20 protein-coding genes are annotated in these 20,635 nt (G+C 43.3%); 14 read left to right on the forward strand and 6 right to left on the reverse strand.

Annotation, left to right across the window (positions count from 1 at the left end; all coding sequences use genetic code 11):
* Positions 1-126 precede the first annotated feature (126 nt).
* From N646_RS03215 to N646_RS03240, 6 genes are all read left to right on the forward strand, one after another.
* Positions 127-1,437, forward strand: a complete 1,311-nt coding sequence (locus N646_RS03215; protein WP_017821962.1) for a TolC family outer membrane protein — start codon at positions 127-129, stop codon at positions 1,435-1,437.
* A gap of 2 nt (positions 1,438-1,439) precedes the next feature.
* Entirely contained in the window at positions 1,440-2,054 is a 615-nt protein-coding gene (locus tag N646_RS03220) for an OmpA family protein (RefSeq protein ID WP_005377354.1), read from the forward strand.
* Positions 2,055-2,229: 175 nt separating this feature from the next.
* Positions 2,230-2,583 carry a DUF2750 domain-containing protein gene (locus tag N646_RS03225; protein ID WP_005377352.1) on the forward strand — a complete coding sequence of 118 codons (354 nt, stop codon included), beginning with the start codon at positions 2,230-2,232 and terminating at the stop codon, positions 2,581-2,583.
* A gap of 186 nt (positions 2,584-2,769) precedes the next feature.
* Positions 2,770-4,740, forward strand: coding sequence for a tetratricopeptide repeat-containing diguanylate cyclase (locus N646_RS03230; protein ID WP_021033902.1), 1,971 nt, complete (start codon positions 2,770-2,772; stop codon positions 4,738-4,740).
* A gap of 87 nt (positions 4,741-4,827) precedes the next feature.
* Positions 4,828-5,526, forward strand: a complete 699-nt coding sequence (locus tag N646_RS03235) for an IclR family transcriptional regulator (protein ID WP_017821666.1) — start codon at positions 4,828-4,830, stop codon at positions 5,524-5,526.
* A gap of 106 nt (positions 5,527-5,632) precedes the next feature.
* Entirely contained in the window at positions 5,633-6,325 is a 693-nt protein-coding gene (locus tag N646_RS03240; RefSeq protein ID WP_017821667.1) for an SDR family oxidoreductase, read from the forward strand.
* Positions 6,326-6,523: 198 nt separating this feature from the next.
* On the opposite strand, the gene dkgB is transcribed toward N646_RS03240, so the two are convergent.
* Positions 6,524-7,324, reverse strand: coding sequence for a 2,5-didehydrogluconate reductase DkgB (gene dkgB / locus N646_RS03245; RefSeq protein ID WP_017821668.1), 801 nt, complete (start codon positions 7,322-7,324; stop codon positions 6,524-6,526).
* Positions 7,325-7,436: 112 nt separating this feature from the next.
* On the opposite strand from dkgB, the gene N646_RS03250 reads away from it, so the two are divergent.
* The gene (locus N646_RS03250) at positions 7,437-8,342 is read left to right on the forward strand and encodes a LysR family transcriptional regulator (RefSeq protein ID WP_017821669.1); all 906 of its coding nucleotides are present in this window, start codon (positions 7,437-7,439) and stop codon (positions 8,340-8,342) included.
* 132 nt (positions 8,343-8,474) lie between these two features.
* A complete protein-coding gene (locus N646_RS03255; protein WP_017821670.1) occupies positions 8,475-9,380 on the forward strand; it encodes a TIGR03571 family LLM class oxidoreductase in 906 nt (301 codons plus the stop codon).
* Between the two features lie 115 nt (positions 9,381-9,495).
* Here N646_RS03255 and N646_RS03260 read toward each other — a convergent pair whose 3' ends face one another.
* Complete coding sequence (locus N646_RS03260; RefSeq protein ID WP_017821671.1) at positions 9,496-10,380, reverse strand: LysR family transcriptional regulator; 885 nt, start codon at positions 10,378-10,380, stop codon at positions 9,496-9,498.
* Positions 10,381-10,539: 159 nt separating this feature from the next.
* Here N646_RS03260 and N646_RS03265 point away from each other — a divergent pair, with 159 nt between their 5' ends.
* The 3 genes from N646_RS03265 to N646_RS03275 all read left to right on the forward strand — a co-directional run bounded on the left by N646_RS03265 (position 10,540) and on the right by N646_RS03275 (position 13,432).
* Positions 10,540-11,721: an MFS transporter gene (locus N646_RS03265; protein WP_017635963.1), complete on the forward strand. Its 1,182-nt coding sequence runs from the start codon at positions 10,540-10,542 to the stop codon at positions 11,719-11,721.
* A gap of 143 nt (positions 11,722-11,864) precedes the next feature.
* Positions 11,865-12,386 carry a TetR/AcrR family transcriptional regulator gene (locus N646_RS03270; protein ID WP_031777252.1) on the forward strand — a complete coding sequence of 174 codons (522 nt, stop codon included), beginning with the start codon at positions 11,865-11,867 and terminating at the stop codon, positions 12,384-12,386.
* Positions 12,383-13,432, forward strand: coding sequence for an alcohol dehydrogenase family protein (locus N646_RS03275; protein WP_017821673.1), 1,050 nt, complete (start codon positions 12,383-12,385; stop codon positions 13,430-13,432). Before N646_RS03270 ends, N646_RS03275 begins: the two co-directional genes overlap by 4 nt.
* A gap of 201 nt (positions 13,433-13,633) precedes the next feature.
* Here N646_RS03275 and N646_RS03280 read toward each other — a convergent pair whose 3' ends face one another.
* A complete protein-coding gene (locus N646_RS03280) occupies positions 13,634-14,545 on the reverse strand; it encodes a GlxA family transcriptional regulator (protein ID WP_017821674.1) in 912 nt (303 codons plus the stop codon).
* Positions 14,546-14,658: 113 nt separating this feature from the next.
* Between N646_RS03280 and N646_RS03285 the strand changes: the two genes are divergently transcribed.
* Positions 14,659-15,177: a cysteine hydrolase family protein gene (locus N646_RS03285; RefSeq protein ID WP_017821675.1), complete on the forward strand. Its 519-nt coding sequence runs from the start codon at positions 14,659-14,661 to the stop codon at positions 15,175-15,177.
* Between the two features lie 120 nt (positions 15,178-15,297).
* Positions 15,298-16,059 (forward strand): transporter substrate-binding domain-containing protein, encoded by a 762-nt coding sequence (locus tag N646_RS03290; RefSeq protein ID WP_005388903.1) that lies wholly within the window; start codon positions 15,298-15,300, stop codon positions 16,057-16,059.
* A 98-nt stretch (positions 16,060-16,157) separates the two neighbouring features.
* Here N646_RS03290 and N646_RS03295 read toward each other — a convergent pair whose 3' ends face one another.
* Complete coding sequence (locus N646_RS03295) at positions 16,158-17,231, reverse strand: permease (protein WP_017821676.1); 1,074 nt, start codon at positions 17,229-17,231, stop codon at positions 16,158-16,160.
* A gap of 346 nt (positions 17,232-17,577) precedes the next feature.
* Between N646_RS03295 and N646_RS03300 the strand changes: the two genes are divergently transcribed.
* Positions 17,578-18,570: a zinc-binding dehydrogenase gene (locus N646_RS03300; protein WP_017821677.1), complete on the forward strand. Its 993-nt coding sequence runs from the start codon at positions 17,578-17,580 to the stop codon at positions 18,568-18,570.
* A gap of 147 nt (positions 18,571-18,717) precedes the next feature.
* Here the strand turns inward: N646_RS03300 and N646_RS03305 are convergent, their stop codons facing one another.
* Positions 18,718-19,620 (reverse strand): homocysteine S-methyltransferase family protein, encoded by a 903-nt coding sequence (locus tag N646_RS03305; protein WP_017821678.1) that lies wholly within the window; start codon positions 19,618-19,620, stop codon positions 18,718-18,720.
* Positions 19,621-19,896: 276 nt separating this feature from the next.
* Positions 19,897-20,631 (reverse strand): amino acid ABC transporter ATP-binding protein, encoded by a 735-nt coding sequence (locus N646_RS03310; protein WP_020480918.1) that lies wholly within the window; start codon positions 20,629-20,631, stop codon positions 19,897-19,899.
* Positions 20,632-20,635: the final 4 nt, after the last annotated feature.

Here is a 20,635-nt window from a genome sequence, read left to right on the forward strand (position 1 = left end):
CGAATCAACAGGTTACTTCATCGCATATTAATGTTATTGTGCGCTAAATTATTGACGCCCTTATAAGTATTCCACTTATAAGCCCTATCACCTCGAGAATTTTTACCATTATCTAGGAGAATCACAGTGAAGTGGACTCGTGCCAACGCCTTTTGTATTGGTATGTTCACCGCTAGTCATGCGTTTGGGCAAACGCTAGAGCAAGCGGTTGAAAACACATTAAAAACCAATCCTGACATCAAAAGTGCGTTCAATGAATTCGTTAGCAAGCAGTATGTGAATGAAGCATCTGGTGGTGCTTACCTCCCATCCGTAGACTTAGATGCCGGTATCGGTTACGAAGGAATCAAACCCGCAGAGTCAGGGCGAGATTCAACCGACCTGACAAGAAAAGAAGCCACCGTGACACTAACCCAGCTAATATGGGATGGCTCAGCGACACTTAATGATATGGATCGAACAGCAGCTGATGCTGAATCGGTCCGTTATCAACTTCTAGCTGATGCCCAAGACACCGCTCTAGAGGTCGCGAAAGTTTATTTAGACTCAGTAAAAGCTTATGAAATTCTTACACTTTCCGAGAATAACTTGAAAGTGCATAAGAAGATCTATGAAGACATTAAAAAGCGAGTTAACTCAGGTATCGGTTCTACAGCAGACCTAACCCAGGTAGAGGCTCGTTTAGCAAAGGCTCACGGTAACTTGGTGGCAGCTCAGAACAACTTATATGACAGCCACACCACCTTTACACGCCTTGTCGGACAGTCACCACAAGGATTGATTTTCCCAAGAGCGGACCAAAACTTTATTCCCTACACCATCGATGAAGCGATTGACTTGGCATTCGAGTCACACCCAGTAATCAAAATCTCGGTAGCTGATGTGGACTCTGCAAAGTTCCAATACAAGCAATCTAAGGGAGCTTACTACCCAACGATATCGGTAGAAGCGGCTCAAACATGGCGTGATGATGCAAGCGGTATTGAAGGAAGCAGCGAAGAGACAACAGCGATGTTGCGCATGCGTTACAACCTCTTTAACGGTGGTAGTGACGTAGCCAACGCTGAAAGTTTTGCCTACCAACTAAATAAAGCAAAAGACTTAAGAGAACGTGCATACCGCCAAGTCGAAGAAGGTCTTCGTCTATCTTGGAGTGCGTTAGATTTAACACTTCAACAAAAAGAGTTCCTAGCGGATCACGTAGATTCGGCCTCTGAAACTGTCATCGCCTACGAAAAGCAGTATCGCATTGGAAAACGCACTCTGCTGGACTTGTTAAATACTGAAAACGAACTTTTCGAAGCGAGAAAGAACTACTTGGATGCTCGATACTCAGAGCAGTACGCCAAGTACCGCGTTATGAACGCGACTGGCCAATTGTTAAATGCCTTGCGTGTCGATGTACCTACAGAATGGAATGAAAAGGTGGAGTACTGATCATGAAACCAGTGAAGATTCTATTTGCATTGGGTATGCTCGCCATCACTCAACACGTTGTTGCTGAAGACGAATATGAGTATCGTCCTGTACCAAATGCAGAACAAATAGCAGATTTGCAAGATGACGATAACGATGGTGTCATCAATGCTCGAGATATGTGCCCAGGTACACCTGAAGGCTCAGAGGTCGACAACGACGGTTGTGGAGAATACATTAAAGCATCAGATAACATGCAAGTGCGGATACTTTTTGCTAACGACTCTGATGAGATCAATCCAGTCTTCAGAAGACAAGTCCGAGAGCTTTCCGACTTTTTAAAAGAGTACCCTACTACTTCGATAGAGCTGCACGGCTATGCTAGTAAAGTTGGTGGTTCAAAGCATAACCAAGATCTTTCTGAAAGACGAGCACGCAATGTACGTGAAGCCCTACTAAGCTACGACATCGAACCGAGTAGAGTCCGCATTGTTGGTTTTGGTGACACTCACTTAGCACAGCAAGGGACCGATGAAGTCAGCCATGCTTTAAATCGTCGAGTAACCGCATCAGTCGTTGGTTACAAAGGCGAGATAAAAAGAGAGTGGACAATATTCACAACTCTTCCAGAAAGGTAAAGTACCTGTTTTTGTTTGCTCTGCAAGCACAAAGCAAACAAAAACGAGTGAATACTTAACCTCAGAAAAGGAGCTTCGGCTCCTTTATTTTTACTCATTTCGACAACCGTATTATGCTTTAGGAATCGGCACTTTAGTGTTACTCTAGCCACGTCATAACAACGAGAGTTTTGAAATGAGCAAACTTACATCAGATATCCAAGCGAACCTTGACCTTTTTGTTGCAGAAACGAAAGAAAACCAATTGGTTTGGGGTTTACGCAATGAAGAAGGTTGGCTATCTTGCGATTCAACTGAATTCGAAAACAGCGAAGTCATGCCTTTCTGGTCTTCTAAAGAAGATGCAGAAGCACATAATGTTGAAGAATGGGCAGATTTTACTGTACTAGAAATCCCATTAGATATCTTTGTTGAAGATTGGCTTTTGACTCTTGCTGAAGATGGTGTTCTTGTTGGAACTAACTGGAACGATCAGTTAGAAGGCAAAGAAATGGAGCCTCAAGATCTAGCAAAGCTTTACATTGATTAAAGATTTCTGACCTCAACTTTATGTTGAGGTCTTTCTTTTTATGCCTCTTCTTTCAATATCTCGACCAAGTGCATAGTTTCACTACTCTTTTTCTTAGTACACCCAACTTAATCACAACGCTGATGCGTTAAAAGCGCTATGATAACTCAACTTTAAAGGCACCTTAAATTAAAGGCTCGTTTAAACATGCGCGTGCTCTATCCCTTGCTTGCGTCACTTTTGCTCACTCCAGTATATGCAAGCGACACTCAAGATATTGAACCAAACCAAAATATCACACAGTGGCACTCTGTCTACCAAACCACACTACGAAGCAACCCTGAGTCGGCATTGAGCATGCTTCAAGATCGCTACCATACAGCGAAATCGGACAGCGAAAAGCTCTACGTAAGTGGATTGATTTATGAATATATGTCAAACATAAATCAGCCTTACTACGGCAGCAGTCAAGTCTTAGACAACCCTTTTTCTCAATTAGAATCAGAATATATTCTTGCCTTAAATGAACGTAAGCATGGTAGTTACGAGGCCTCAGTAGATAGCTTTTCTTCTTTGCGACAGACAATGAAGAAAATATCCGATTCCGAAGGCAAGGCTCTGATGAACTATCAACTTTGTTATACGCTGAATCAACAAGGTCGTTATCACAAAGCAAACTTTTATTGCTCATCCATAGAGAGCCACTTAAATCATAAGCATCAAGAAAACTTCCCTGTTGATCTTGCTTTGCGCGTGGTAGCAAATAACTACAATTACCGTGGTGACTATGAAAAAGCCTTAAGTTTGTATCGACAGTTGATGGCCAACATGTCGACGCAAAGCGATCCTTCAGGGATTTACAATGACGTCGGCAATTTACTTGCAGAGCTGGGGCAATTTGAACAATCAGAGCAATATCTCATTCAAGCCTTACTGGTTCGCCAAGATGAAGGGACACCTCTTGAAGTTGCGCAAGTCGAACATAGTCTAGGAGCGATGTACAGAAAATCCAAAGAACTCGATAAGTCCATCAGCCACTACAAAAATGCATTAACGATTCTCGAACAACTTCATTATCCATACGGGCAAGGGTTGACCTATTTAGGGTTATCTGCTGCTTTGGCCGATTCTGGGCAATTGGATACCGCGGTAGATTACATTGGAAGAGCATTAAACATTGCCCAAACTTATGAGAATACGCACCTTGAAACAGAGGGTCATTTGGCTGCTGGATTGGCATATTTAAAGAACCATACACCCGAAAAATCGATTGAACACGGTACAATTGCGTTAAGATTAGCGGTAAAAAACGCTAGGCCCTTATTGCAAGCGCAAGCCCAATTACTCCTCTCAAAAGCATACCAAGCTCAAAATGATTACAAAAAGGCGCTGGAGCATCACAAGGCCTACTCGACGATTGAACTAACGAACCGAGACGCGAGTAATATCAAGGCGTTAGAGGCACTAGATCTCACTAAAAAAGAGTATGAATATGATCTACAAGTCGCGCAGTTGAACAACGAAACTCTTCAAAGTCAGTACCAGTTTGAAAAACTCACAGACCAACAACGCACTTATAATTTTGTTGTTTTCTGTTTATTGGTTCTCCTCGCTCTGGCATTGATGGTTCAGCGACAAACACGCTTAAAAGCCAAAATAGACAGCTTAACGTGTGCATTAAACAGAGCGGCAATTATAGAGACGATTAAAAGCCACACCTCCAAAGCGGAAGGAGACTTCCGCTACGTTCTAGCATTAATCGATCTAGATGACTTTAAGGCGATTAATGATCAGTATGGTCATCCGACTGGCGACTTAGTACTACAACAGGTATGCAAAGCGCTTAAAGCTAAACTTAATAAGGGAGAGTACTTGGGTCGTTTAGGTGGAGAAGAGTTTATCTTGCTATTGAAAAACGTCGATGAGATTGACGTTCCCTTTAGAATACAAAGTCTGCATAAAACAATTTCAGAAAAGAGTGTACATTCGCTTAATAACCATCAATTGAATATATCTGCGAGTCTGGCCTATCTATCAACCTCAATGCCACTCACCAACTTTGATGAGCTCTATTCGATATTAGACCAAGCGTTATACAATGCTAAGAAGCAAGGAAAAAACTCCCTTGTGGATGCATACAACGAGCCGATCAGTTTAAGTGCTGAGTATATTCTCTAATAAAACCAAACCACCAGCGTAGTGGTTTGTTATAGGTGGAAGCATCAGTAAGCCATTCAGATGCAACACCATCATCAAGGAGTCTTTGTGCCCAAGGCAAGAAAAAACATTCAGTCTCTAGAGCGAGGTTTTCTAATCCTCGAGTTGCTCTCGATGAGTGAGTCTCCCCTATCATTACAGACGATCAGTAATGCGATCCAGTTAAATAAGACGACTGTTCACGGGTTACTTGCGACTCTACACTCTCTTGGATATGTATCCAAACACAACCATAGCTACAGCCTAGGGTTTAGATGCTATGAACTGTCTAAGCCGATTGAACAAAAAAACGAAGCTATCCGACAGCATTTTGTTCCATTGCTGAAAAAAATGGCCCAAATGACTAACAACACTGCTTACCTCGCTGTACAAAGTGGCGCTAAAGAGTACTTGTATATCGATGCTATAGAGCAGGATAACCCTCTTACTATCCGTAGCCCGAGAGGGAAACGAGAAGGACTCACAACATCTGCGATCGGCAAGGTTTTTCTTAGTTTTGATGATGAGCTTCGCCGAACATTGCGCCTTGAAAGCCAAATATCCCCCACGTTAGAAACTGAACTTAATCAGGTTGTATTATCAGGTTACGCACTCGATTTAGAAGAGGCAGAGCCAAACCTCAATTGCTTAGCGATCCCCCTTTATTTGGATGGTAAAGTCGTTGCTGTTGCAGGTGTTAGCGGTGCTGCCTCCGAACTGACGGTCACTAGGCTAAAACACTTTGCCAGCATCTTTCTCAAATTTTAAGATTTGACAATGTCGAATCCTAGGCCATTTTTATACTGTTTTGATTACATGCTTATACGTCGCCTCTAATATGGTCGTTGTTCAACTCAACAACGTAGGAGAAGCGATGTCTACTGTATTAATCACCGGCGCTAACCGTGGCTTAGGCTTGCAATTTGTCCGCCACTACCTTGGAAAAGGTTGGCAAGTTATCGCAACTTGTCGTTCACCAGAAAATGCTAAGCAGCTCAATGAACTAGTAACCCAATCCAATCAACTTCAACTGATGGCTCTAGACGTCACTAACCAACAAGATATCGATCAGTTAGCCACTCAATTAGCGGATCGTCCGCTCGATCATTTAGTTCTTAATGCAGGTGTATTAGGCGAAGAGTGTGCAAAGCTTGGCGAAATGACCCAGAAAAAATGGCTAGAAGTACTAAACATAAATACCGTCGCACCTGCCCTGCTAATTCAAGCCCTACAAGACAACGTTGCGAAAAGTCAGCACAAAACCATCGTGGGAATCTCAACCCGAGTTGCGAGTTTAAGCGATAACAGTTCAGGTAACATGTACAGTTATCGAGCATCTAAAGCAGCGCTTAATCAGGTTCTAGTATCAGCAGCACGCAATCTCGAATCGCGAGGAGTAAAAACCGTCGCAGTTCATCCCGGCTGGGTAAAAACCGATATGGGCGGTGAGGACGCAACCTTTTCTGCCGAGGAAAGTGTTGCAGGCATTGTTTCGGTCGCAGAACAGCTAACACTTAAGCTATCCGGAAGCTTCCGCGTATTTGATGGCTCTACAATCGAATGGTAACTGTTCTCTAAATGACGTCTCCCGGCCAAATTGAAGGCCGGGAGAATACAGTAAACTAATAGGCCAAAAAGATAAAAGCTCGCACTATCGTCAGACAAGCGAGCCGTTATCGTCTATGGTGTTGTACTACCGTCAAACGCTGAGGAAGTCAGCGATTGCAGAGGTGTCATTTAGACAATGATTTCCCGTGAAACTCACTCAATCATCCCACTCAGGCGCTAGCCCTTCAGGGTTTACTTCGCGGCCATTTCTTTCCAACGCATCTATCTTTGCAATCGTCTCTTCACTCAGATTAAGTTCAAGTGCTTTCAGGTTACTTGCCAAATTCTCTCGTTTAGTTGAAGACGGGATCACCGCGTAACCTTTTGACAAAGCCCAAGCAAGCGCGACTTGAGCGGGCGTGGCCTGATAGTCCTCAGCAATACCTGCAATAGTTGGGTCCCCAAGTACTTTCCCATATGCCAAGGTCATGTAAGACGTTACCTGAATATCGTTTTCCTGCATGAAGCTGACCAACTTACGATTTTGCAAATAAGGGCTAAGCTCGATTTGGTTAGTAACAATATTCTCTTTACCGACCACTTCTATCGCTTGTTGCAACAAGTCAATATTAAAGTTGGATACGCCAATATTACGGGTTAACCCTTGCGATTTAGCTTCAAGTAATGAAGCCATGTATTCGTTCAAGTTATTGTTATTGCCAGGCCAGTGGATCAAGGTCAAATCCACATAATCTGTATTTAGCTTTTCTAAGCTCTCTTTTAGACTTGGAATGAGTTGTTCCGTGTTCATGTTATCAACCCAGATCTTGGTCGTAATGAATAGCTCATCACGTGCAATACCGGACTGTGTCAATACTTCACCGATTTCTGCCTCATTACCGTAAATCTGTGCAGTATCAATTACGCGGTAACCCACTTCTAACGCATTACGGACTGAATCCTTAACTACTTCACCCTCTAAACGAAACGTGCCGACGCCAAATGATGGTACTTTCATCTAAATCTCCTGACTTATCGATTTTATAGTTGATTCGAAGCAAAACTTTACCCCGCAAGAAACTTTCCGTAAAGTTAACAATACTCAAATCTAATTTGAAATATATTCAACAATGAAAGCTACTCTAGATGAAATGCGCACCTTTATGGCCGTGGTCGATACGGGTTCAATCAGCTCTGCGGCTGAACTGTTATCGATGACCGTCTCTGCGGTGAGTCGATCGGTATCTCGGCTAGAAGCCAAACTCGAAACGACCTTGTTAAATCGCACAACCCGTAAGTTAGATGTTACTAATGAAGGAACGATATACCTCGATAAAGTCAGACATATTGTAGAAGCAGTAGAGAATGCCGAAGCACAACTGAAAAGCCAGAAATATAAGCCTTCTGGCCTCCTACGAATAAACGCAGCTACCCCCTTCTTACTGCACGTACTAACGCCGCACATTGCTAAATATCAGAGCTTGTATCCAGAAGTCGAAATCGATCTCAATTCCAATGAGGAAAATATTAGCCTTTTGGGAACAAAAACCGATATTGCTTTTCGTATCGGTGAGCTACAAAACTCAACCATGCGCGCGATATTTCTTGGTAAAAGTCGGATTCGAATCGTCGCGAGTCCAGAGTATTTAAGACAACATGGTACTCCAACCTCAATAGATCAGTTACTCAATCACAAGCTACTTGGATTCAACAAGCCGGAGTATCTTAAGGAATGGCCGATCATGGATGATAAGAACAAACTTCTGCGTATTATGAGTAGCCTAAGATCTGATAATGGCGAGACGCTAAGATGTTTAGCCTTACATGGTGCGGGGATAGCTTGCCTGTCTGACTTTATGACCTACTCTGACCGACAAGCTGGTCGCTTAGTGGGCGTGCTTAGTGAACACACGCATAATGTCGAACAGCCCGTTCATGCGGTGTATTACAAAAATGCCAGTACCTCACGCCGGATCAGCTCTTTTATTGACTTCATCAAGCAAGAAATCAAGGTAGAGAACCAGCAGTTCCTTTAAAGACCACCGCTGTTTGTGGCAAAACACTTTTGTCTTTTTGCCGCTTTTTCTCACAACAAAAATCTCATAGTGTCCTGAATATCAGGGAGGCACCTTGCCTCCTAGTACTCAAAGTAATAGTCAGGCTTCATAATGCATAAAGATTTAAGTAACAGATTCACCATCGGGGTTGAGCTCCCCCTAGATAATGACTGGACCCAAGAAGGCCAGAAAAAACGCCTGCTCCAACGAGAACCGTTCGGCGTACCAGACATGAGTGCACATAAACAGCGTATTATGTTAGCCGATAAGTTAGGCTTTAACGTAGCGTGGGTGAGAGATGTCCCGTTGTACGACCCTAACTTTGGAGACGCGGCACAAATTTATGAACCGTTCAGTTATCTTGGCTATCTCTCTGCGTGCACCGACAACATTCTACTAGGGACAGCAGCGATAGTATTACCGTTAAGACAACCTTGGCTAGTGAAAAAAGCCGCTGCGACCATCAACGAGTTAAGTGGTGACCGCCTGATACTCGGTGTGGCTAGTGGAGACCGCCCTAGTGAATATCCCGTTTTTAATGCCAACTTTGACAGCCGTGGCTCAGCTTTTCGAGAAAGTGTAGAGATTTTGAAAGATACGCAAAATGATAAGCTGGGTAACGATCTACAGTTATTACCCGAGTTTGCTGATATTCCTATCTATGTCGCAGGGTTAGCGCAGCAAAGTCCACAATGGATAGGAGAAAACCTAGACGGCTGGCTCGCCTACCCAGGCACACCTGATGATCATGAACACCGCGTTGCACTTTGGCGCTCCGTAGCGGGAAACAAACCCTACGCCAGCTTTATTCATCTTGATTTAGTCGATAACCCAAATGCACCAGTCGTTCGGCATCATTTTGGTATCCAGGCCGGAGTCAATGGCTTGAGCGATGAGCTAGAAAAAATGCAAGAAGCAGGAGTCAATCACATCGGGTTGCATTTCCGTCGTAATAGCCAACCAATTGATAAATCAATGGAACAGATCGCTCAGTACGTGTTGCCACGCTTTAACTAAGATCAAATAAAAATATGTGCCACCTTACTAAGGGGTGGCACGCTAGGCTTGGCAGTTGGAAAAACAAAAGCCGCAATAACGGCAAAACTCTTTTGTTAAAACAACAATAATAGTGTTATTTTAAAGTAAGTCTTGGTTGAATAAAGTCGATGAACGCGGAAATACGTTTAGAGACTGAAGAAGATTTGTAGAACACAGCATTGACCTGTTCTCGTCCAGTATTTGTGATTTTTTCCGATTCAAACAATGCCACTAACCGTCCAGAATCAAGATCACCTTTCACCATAAAGCCAGATAAACATGCAATGCCGTTCCCTGCCAACACTAACTGTCTAACCGTTTCACCACTGCTGGATAGGATATCAGGCTCTATCATCTCAAACCCTCGTAATGGCCACTGATTTAACACTTTAGCGCCAGAAAAACCGATCAAGTTATGACTGCGCAAATCGCTCACCGCTTCAGGGAAACCTCGTTTAGATAAATAACCAGGCGTGGCAACGATAAATAGTGGGCTTGTTCCTAAAGGTTTAGCATGCAGTGTTGAATCCGATAATCGTCCAATACGTATCGCCACATCGGTTCTTTTTTCCAATAGATCCACAAAACCCTCATTAGAGGTAAGATCGAGTTGAATATCAGGATAAGCCTCTTTAAATGGCTGAATTAACGGCACGAGTTGATGTAAAACAAATGGGCTAGCGGCATCAACTCTTAAGCGCCCCTTGGGTAATTCACCTCGTGTGATGATCTCTTCTTCAGCTTGCTGTATTTGTAGTAAACCTAAGCGAACCGCTTCAACAAACTGATGCCCTTCCTCAGTAACTTCCACTCTGCGCGTCGTGCGATTCAGCAAGGTTACCCCCAGCTGTGATTCAACTTTACTAACCGCACGAGATACCCTAGCGACTTGAATACCTAGTGCATCAGCAGCGGAAGAAAATCCACCACTATCCACAACTGCCATAAGAATCTCTAATTCATCTGATCGGGTTAACATTTCATCCCCTTTCCTAACTGCGCATTTCCTTCACTTATAACAAAAGTATTTTGTAATAAACACCATTTTTCGCAACGAATAACTCTTTAATAATACACGACATGGAAACGGGCTATTCGTTTATCCATTCATATTCAATGATTATAAGAGAGAGTTGTTATGCCTTTAGCTTTACTTGCATTGACGCTTAGCGCCTTTGCTATTGGAACCACGGAGTTTGTAATTGTCGGTCTGATACCGACTATGGCCTCCGACCTCAACGTATCATTACCTTCAGCGGGTCTTTTAGTTAGCCTGTACGCACTTGGTGTTGCGGTTGGTGCTCCCGTTTTAACAGCGCTGACTGGTAACTGGAAAAGAAAGTACGTTCTGCTTTCTGTTATGGCACTGTTTGTTCTTGGCAATCTGTTAGCCTGGCAAGCACCTGGATACAACACACTAGTTACAGCAAGGATACTGACCGGGCTTGCACACGGTGTGTTCTTTTCGATCGGCTCGACTATCGCCACTGGCCTAGTGTCAAAAGAAAAAGCCGCTAGCGCAATTGCTATTATGTTTACCGGTCTGACCGTAGCTCTAGTGACGGGCGTGCCACTTGGAACCTGGATTGGCCAGACATTTGGTTGGCAGGCAACCTTCCTAATCGTCGCGATCCTTGGAATCATCGCACTGATAGGAAGCGCTCTACTAGTGCCGAGTAATCTGAAACAACCACCAGCAACCAAGCTGTCATCGCAAGTAAAAGTCTTGACTCAGCCTCGTCTACTTTTGGTGTACGCAATCACCGCGCTCGGTTACGGTGGTACGTTCACAGCCTTCACTTACTTGGCTCCTATTTTGGAAGAAGTTTCGGGGTTTGGCTCTAGCGCTATCAGCCTAATTATGTTGGTTTATGGTGTATCAGTCGCATTCGGCAACATCTGGGGCGGAAAGATGGCCGACTCTATGGGGCCAATCAAAGCTCTGACAGCGATTTTCTCGGGCCTAATTGTGGTATTGCTCGTGTTTAGTGTCACAGCATTTAATCCAATTTCTGCAGTAGTGACCATTCTTGTCTGGGGTGCCTTTGCCTTTGGTAACGTTCCAGGACTTCAAGTTTATGTTGTCAAACTAGCAGAGAAATATTCACCTGATGCAGTCGACGTCGCTTCTGGTCTCAACATTGCTGCATTTAACGTAGGTATTGCACTGGGTTCTTGGGGCGGTGGCCTTATCGTGGCCAATGCTGGGCTGATGCACACACCTTGGATTGGCGCGATCGTAGTATTAGGTGCTCTACTACTAACCCGTTTCAGCGGAATGCTAGACAAGCGTGGAGAGCAGCACGCAACGGCACACTGATTCACGTTCCAAATCGATAAAAATCACTTAAATTAGCCCGGCATTACGTCGGGCTTTCAATACAGAGTTCAAATACACCATTGACTGAGGTAGAAAGTTTATTCTACCCTTAGGTAAAACAAACGTTCTACCTGGTGTATCAAATAGTGAAAGAAAAAATCGCAGCAAGCCTAGAAAAAGCATTCAGTCAGTATGGCTTCGCCGAGCCTAGCGTACCCCAACTCAAAAACGCCTGCGAAGTCAGCCTGAGAACCCTGTACAAATACTACCCCTCCAAGGAAGCGATGATTGTTGCAGCTCTCGAGCATCGCCATCAAAGGTATTTGAGTTTTTTGCTCGAAGACGCCCCTGCCAATGGAACACCGGCTGTATTACACCTATTCACTCGCCTCGAGGATTGGATGAAGGAGTTTGCACCGAATGGCTGCATGTCCATCAATGCATTAGCAGCCTATCCAGAAAATCTATCAATTAATCAAGCAGTAAAACAACACAAATTGGCGGTTCGTCAGCTTATGGTCCAACTAAGTCAGCGAGAAGACCTCGCAACCACACTCTTCTTGTTACATGAAGGTCTATCCAACGCATGGCCGGTTCTCGGTCACGCTGCCTTTGCATCCGCTGAACACACTCTGCTAGAACTAATGAAGGAGAACAATCAATGACCACAATCCCGAAAGTCATGAAAGGCGTCCAACTTATCGGTCATGGTGGGCCAGATATGCTTCGTTACCGCGATGATCTACCTGTACCAGTCCCCTCGCCTGATGATGTATTGATCCAAGTTGCCGCCGCCGGAGTCAATAACACCGACATCAATACCCGAACAGCATGGTATTCTAAAAACGACGCCAATAGCATGGATGCAAGCTGGTCAGGAGACGCGCTATCTCTCCCTCGAATCCAAGGTGCCGATGTATGCGGTACCATCGTCGCTGTTGGTGAGAATATCTGCCCATCACGAATCGGTCAGCGTGTGCTTATCGAACCATGTATTACGCGCTTCAACAGTCAAGCACTTAGCTCGCCTTGGTACTTCGGTTCAGAGTGTGATGGTGGCTTTGCTCAGTTCACTGTTGTTGACAGTGAACATGCATATGCAGTGAATAGTAGTTTATCGGATATCGACTTGGCCTCCTTCCCTTGTTCTTATTCAACTGCCGAGAACATGCTTGTCCGCTCTAATGTCACAGCGAGCGATACCGTACTGATTTCAGGGGCATCCGGTGGTGTTGGCTCTGCCGCAATCCAACTGGCGAAGGCGCGTGGAGCATACGTCATTGCTATCGCCAGCCCAGAAAAGAAAGAACAGATCACGGCATTAGGAGCAAACCAAGTTATCCCTCGCGATGCAAATTTGCCGGCGACTCTCGGAGAAAACAGCGTTGACGTAGTGATTGATCTGGTCGCAGGAGAGCAGTGGCCACAATTTCTTCAGGTACTAAAACCAGGATCAAGATACGCTGTTTCCGGCGCCATAGGCGGTCCAATTGTCGAGCTGGATGTAAGAACTCTTTACCTTAAAGACCTAGCGTTATTTGGTTGTACCGTTTTGGCACCAGAAGTATTCGGTAACTTGGTTCGCTATATCGAACAGAACGCAATTCGCCCCTTAGTCGCGGAGTCATTTCCCTTAAACCAGATAGGTCAAGCGCAAGAAGTATTTTCACGCAAGCAACATACTGGGAAACTGGTTTTGGAAATCACATAGCTTTTCGATTAACAGCGGCCTATACAAGTCGTTGTAATTTGAGAACACTTTAAGCATCCTAAAAAGTTCTCAATACTTAGAAGATCGCTACGGTTGGCTTAGCTTGTTATCCCTTTTCATCACGCTAAGCCAGCTTGTAAAAATACGTGTTTGTTTCTGAGTTATAAATGTTTAATACCAACATTATCTTACTTCTGGCGTTTATGAACAGAACCGAGATCTGAACGACTTTGGTGTTAAACCTACGATCCTATTAAATATTTTCCTGAACGCGCTCACATCTTGGTAACCCACTCTAAATGATATTGCGTCAAATGTTAGGGTTGTCGACTCAAGTAAATCACAAGCTTTTTGGACTCTTAAGCTTTGTATGTATTGGTTAACATTGAAACCTGTCGCCTTTTTAAAGCGTCGCTGCAATGTCCTTTCTGTTAAACAACTCAACTCTGCAAGCTCTTTATTGCTCAGTTTTCCTTGATAATGATCGTTTATATAGTGCTGTAGTTGAACAATTACCTCATCACCATGTTGGAAGTTTGGGGTAAACTGTTGATAAAAGCGTTGCTCTCTCGGACCAGTATCAATAACCAACATTTTTCCTAACAGGCGCATTACTGCCGGTGACGCAAATAAGGAAACCAATTCCAAGCCTAAATCCACCCATGACATCATACCCCCAGCCGTAATGATCGTTCCTTCGTTAATAAGGATGGCTTCTTGTCTTACGTGGATATCGGGAAACTGACTCGCTAATGAAAGAGCCAAGCCCCAGTGTGTTGTGCAAGACTTATTGGTCAACAACTGGGTTTGAGCAAGAATAAAAGTACCAGCGCAGGCGGAGGCTAAAATCGCACCTTTACTATATTGGACATTTAACCAGTCGAGTAGCTCTGGCTCTGGTTCTAAGTAATATTGACCAGTACCGCTAGGCGGAATCATTACCGCTGTTTTCACATCGAAGTGCGTGTTTGGCCAGTGATCCAATATCTCTACTTCAAAGTGCACATCAACGCCCAATTTAGCCGCCGCACGGTTTGCCATCTCGAAGAGTTCGCTTAAACCATATACGGAGGCTTGCGAGCTATCTGGGTAATTAACGAGTGCTATTTTCATTTATCTTCAAGTGTCGCTTTTTGACTCTTTTGTGTCATTTTAGACTCTAAAGGAGGTGGCTAAAAGTCTTTATATTATTCTTATCGCAATGATCCTCAATAAAGGAAAAGAAAATGACTCAAAAAGCCCTACTTGTAATTGATTTGCAAAACGACTATTTCCCAGACGGAAAGTTTCCTTTATGGAATACAGAATCGACTTTAGACAATGTTAAGAGAGCAATAACTAAAGCCAATGGGCAAAACATTCCTGTGATTCATATTCAGCATATTGCCGATCCTGACATGGGCATTGCCCCATTCTTCAATGAAGGCAACGACGGTGCCAATATTCACCCAGAAGTTCTTGCTTTAGCACCGAATTCCGAAATCGTGGTAAAGCACTTCGCAGATAGCTTTGAAGGAACACGTTTAGAAGAAGTATTGGCAAGCAAAAATGTAACGGAGTTACTTGTATGCGGAATGATGACACAAAACTGCGTGACACATACAGCTATCTCAAAATCTGCGGACAAGTATGATGTTTCGATCTTAATCGATAGCTGTACCACGGTCGATGAAATGATTCACAACATTGCACTTCACGCTGTCTCAACGAGAGTTCCCCTCGTAACTATTGAAGATAAGCTGTAATACACGCAAAACCTTTCGCTCACACAATGCGGGCGAAAGGTCACACATATATGCACTTTCATTGATATTTGCTTACTTTGTGTTAAACATTGGTTTCCAAATAGTTACAAGGAAACGTTTATGAAATGGATAGTCGTATTGTTTATTAGCTTATTTTCAGTTTTCAGCCATGCGAAAGAGTGGAAACAAATTCGCTTCACTGTTGAAGGGGCTTACCCCCCATTTAGCTGGACGACAAAAGAGGGAAAGCTAGAAGGGTTTGAAGTCGACCTCGCTAACGCGTTATGCAAAGAGTTAGAAGTAAAGTGCGTTATCTCAAAAATGGATTGGGATGGCATCATCCCTTCTCTCCTTAGTCGCAAGAACGATGCGATTATTGCTGCAATGACAATCACAGAAGAACGAGAAAAGAAAGTCGATTTCACCGTCCCTTATGCAAAAGTACCGACTCGTTTTGTAATGAAAAATGATAGAGAAATCAACATGGATGACGGCAGCCTAAATCGTTTATCTATTGGAGTTCAAAGAGCCACAATTGGTGATAAGTACCTTTCTGCCTTGTATCCAGATATTGATATTCGTCGTTATGGTACGTTCGATGAGGCATTTACCGATCTACTCAATGGACGGTTAGATGCTGTATTTGGCGGCTCAATCGGTTTAAGTGCTGGTTTTCTTGAAACTGCACAAGGTGAAGGCTATCACTTTACTGGACCAGCGTTTACAGAGGAAAAGTGGTTCGGCCGTGGCATTGGCGTAGCAGTGAGAAAACAAGACAAAGAATTAAAAGCATTACTCGATAGCGGAATACAAAAATTGATCCAGAGCGGTAAGCATAAAACCATCGCCAGCAAGTATTTCTCCTATAGTATTTACGAGTAACCCCGTTATTTTTTTACAGTCTGCGCGGTATAGGAAACTTCCCTTTCCCTATATGGCGACAAAAACAGAGCCCTCGAGCAATCGCCCGAGGGTTATTTTTATAAAAAAGCCCACGTATATAAGTAACCCGCTCCCATGGCCATCGTTAAGATAACGATTAGGAAGGCAGCAATCATCTGGTTCTTAAAAATTGATTTCAACAAAATCACTTCTGTAAGACTTGCGCCAGCACTACCAATAATAAGCGCCATAACAGATCCAAGAGCCATACCTTTTTGTACTAGTGCCGCGCTAAGTGGAATGACCGCCTCTGCACGGATGTACAATGGAATACCAATGATTGCTGCGACCGGAATCGCGTACCACTTCGCTTCACCTGCGAACTCCGCAATGAACTCCGTCGGGATGAAGCCATAGATAAATGAACCAATCGCAATGCCCATCATGAGATAAGGGAACACTTGCTTAAAGTCTTTCCAAGTTGATTGCCAAATACGTACCCAGCGGCTAGGCTCTTTCTCTTCCACGACTGTCGCTGTTGCACTACCGTCTGATGAACAGCAGGACACTTCCACTTTAGGTTCAGGTTTTGGTGCATCACCACAACAAGATGTTTTCGCCGCAACTGGCGTAGGTTCATTGCAGGCGCTGGTATCACAGATTGATGCTGGTCTCGCTTCTTCTTTTTTCTTGCTTGAATCGCCACAAGAAGTACCGCACGAAGAAGAACCTACCGCTTGATATGCTTCTGGTTTGACGTAACGTTCAAACCCTAGTTTTTCAAGTACATAGCCTGCTACCACTGATACTGACATCGCAATAGCAAAGTAAAATACCGCAACTTTCCAACCAAAAGTCACCACAAACAAGCCAATAATCACTGGGTTAAGCAACGGGCTTGCAAATAGGAACACCATCATAGGTCCAAAACCTGCTCTTGCACGCAACAAGCCTTTTAAGAAAGGAATGGTCGAACACGAACAGAAAGGCGTAATCGAGCCTAGCAACGCAGCAATGAAGTAACCTTTACCCTTTTTCGAGCTGAGAATAGATTGAATTTTTTCTGGCGTTAGAAAATCTTGCAACACACCGACAATGTAGCTAATTGCCAGAAATAAGATGATAAGTTCAGTTGCTAGAAACGCAAACATATCCAGCGCTTCTTTAGCCATAGTTATAATTTCTGTATTCACATTTACTCTCCTCGTCATTTTTCTCTAACAAGCTTACCTGATAGATAAGCCTTTATTTCGACATTTCCGGAATTATAGAATCGCAAAACAAAAGATCAACAAAATATTTCCATAAAAATGGAATAATAAAACTAGTCATTACTTATCATAAAGTTACATGTCGTTAGCTATGCAGACTGGTTGTCGATGATAATTTCAGAGCATCTCGAATCCTTTTTATCAAACATAATCTAAAATTATCAAAATAAGAAAAAACCATAATTATTGCAGCAGCACCCTCTGAGTTAGTATGACTTTCGACCATTCTTAATAATAAGGAAAACCTATGAGAGCGATAACTTACCAACGAGATAAAGATACTTTCTCTTTATCCGAATTACCTACACCAAAACTAGAAACCCAATTTGATGTATTGGTTAAAGTTAACGCTGTTGGTTTGAACCCTGTCGATGCAAAAATTCATTATTGGTCAGACATGGTCACTAACATGAATAACAATTTTGTTGGCGGGTTAGACGTATCAGGAGAAATAGTCTCTGTAGGCGATGCGGTCGTTGATTGGAAGGTTGGCGATAAAGTGTTGTATCACGGAAACATGAGACGCCATCACGGTGGATTCGCTGAATTTGCTATCCATGATTCAAGAACGCTCATAAAGCACCCTCAGGTTTCGGTTGAAGTGGCAGCATCTACACCTTGCGCAGCCTGGACCGCATATCGCGCTTTGGTAGACAAGCTCGGTATTTCAAATCGAAGCAGCATTTTTATCGCCGGAGGTGCTGGCGGCGTTGGAAGCTTTGCTATTCAGTTAGCAAAGACATTTGGTGTTGAACAGATCATTGCTACTAGTTCAGAAGCTAATCACGCATATTTGTCCTCGTTAGGAGCAACCCATACGATTGATTATCATCATGAAGATGTAGTTCAACGAGTAATGGACATTACCGGAAATCATGGCGTTGAGGTTGCACTCGATTGTGTAGGCGGTGATAACGACCGAATTGCAGCCTCGGTGTTAACCTTTGAGGGAGAAATGGTGGAGCTCGTCAAGACTGTCGACCCTTCTCAATATCCAGATGCCTTCTTAAAAGGCTTGGGCTTCCACCAAATAAGTTTGGGCTCTGGTCATGTCTTTGGCGAGAGAGGGTTTGCAAGTATCGTTAATGCCGGAAAGGAAGTGTCGGAGCTATTAGAAAATGGAGAATTGGAAGTACCGAAACTGAAGATCATCGGCTTAGAGGATGTAGGTAACGCACTCTTGGACATGCGAAATCAGAGAACAGTTGGAAAGATTGTCGTTAATCTGAACCAAAAATAATTAATAAAAATCTCGAGGCAAACTGGCAAAGTAATGAGCAAGTTAAAGCATCTTGTTACTTTGCCAGATACGAAAGACCTTTATTTTATCTATAACGATGAATGAAAAACAAAATCTCTTGTCATACTTCCCTGCGCTTCACCAAAATTAGGCGTTTTCGAGAGTGTCTCTCCAAGTCGCTAGCAGTTTAATATGACGTGGTTCAATCCCACAGCAACCACCAATAATGCTTGCTCCCTGCGCATGCCACGTTTTAGCATACTCAAGATATTCAGTCGGAGAGAAATGACGAACTTCCTGAATGGTCTCGTTGGCTTGGTGCGCTTGCTTTATCGGAGCAAAGCTATTTGCGAAAACACCTATCGTCAATTCTCTACCTGACTCACTCAATACTGCTTGTGTATCAATGATCGCTTGCTCGACAACTTCAGGAATAGAGCAATTGAAAAAGATACCTGAAACATTTGTTTTCAACAGCGTATTAACCGCGACTTTGAGAGATTCCCCTGAGCGAAGACGAGGCAAAGAGTTAGGCTCATCCATTAAGGTGAAAGCAATATAATTGGGCTTATCTGTTTTGGCTAAAATTATTGATAGAACTTCAACTTCAGCGAGGCTAGACACGGTCTCAGCTAACCAAATATCAACATATTGATCTTGAGCTTCAAATAACTCAGAAGCCACTTCCAGTGCCCTTTTCGGCTCGAATAATTCAGGCCTGTAAGACCCCATTACAGGAGGAAGAGAACCCGCAACGAGCACTCTATCGTTAGAGCTGGTGACTACATCTCTGGCAATTTTAGCAGCAGATTTTGCTAACTCAGTCCCTCGCTTTGCATAGAGTTCCTCGCCTAAGTGAAATGGAACACATGCATAACTGTTGACAGTGACAATCTCTGCGCCAGCGTCTATGAAATTCTCATGGGCCATTTTTACATATTGTGGTGATTCAATTAGCGCTTGTGCACTCCAAAGCGGCTGAGAAAAAGGGGCGCCAATACGTTTCAACTCTCGCCCCATGCCACCATCTAAAATTGTTACTTTCTTCATTTAGACATCCATACCGCCAAACATCCATAAGCTCTATTCAAACACAATTTTTATCAATTCAAAATGAAATTGTTATGTTTAAAGTGAACAAAGACTTAATGGCTGATTAAACACTTTAGTATTTACCAGACCTTTCATTCGGACCAAGCTAATGTTATCGCCATTAACTTCGAGTAAAAAGCCCATTATCTATGTCTCTCGGCGAGGCGAACGTTACGAGCCACAATAGTGCATGAAGTGATTGAGGGACTCGCCCTCAATCAAATTTTCTTTTTATTATAAGACTTTAGATAAAAACTTCTGCAATCTAGGGTTGGTGGGGTTATCAAAAAATCGCTCAGGAGAGTCAGAAACCAAAAGCTCACCATCTTCCATAAACAACACCCTATCAGCGACCTCTTTTGCGAAACCCATTTCATGAGTAACCACGACCATCGTCATTCCGTCCTTGGCCAAATCTTTCATCACATCAAGAACTTCTCCAACCATTTCAGGGTCTAGTGCTGATGTGGGTTCATCAAACAACATAATATTGGGCTTCATTGCTAACGCACGAGCGATTGCGACGCGCTGCTGCTGTCCACCTGATAAATGATTAGGATAATTATCCATTCTCTCCGACAGACCGACTTTATAAAGCAAATCTTTTGCTTCTTTCTTCATCGATTCAGGGTCACGTTTAGAAACCTTTAAAGGTGCTAACATGACGTTCTCTATCGCCGTTTTATGTGGAAAAAGGTTGAAGCCTTGAAATACCATGCCCACATCAGCGCGTAGTTTATTGATATCCGTAGATTTGTGGTACATATCGATACCATCTACGATTATAGACCCACTATTTATTGTCTCTAATTGATTGATCGTCCGTAAGAATGTTGACTTACCAGAACCTGACGGTCCTACGATGACAATCACTTCCCCTTTTTCTACATTTACCGATACGTCCTTGAGCGCATGGCAGCCATTAGGGTAAATTTTATTAATTGTTTTTGCTGAAATAATGTATTCCATTAAT

This window comes from Vibrio alginolyticus NBRC 15630 = ATCC 17749, assembly GCF_000354175.2.
Lineage (GTDB): Bacteria > Pseudomonadota > Gammaproteobacteria > Enterobacterales > Vibrionaceae > Vibrio > Vibrio alginolyticus.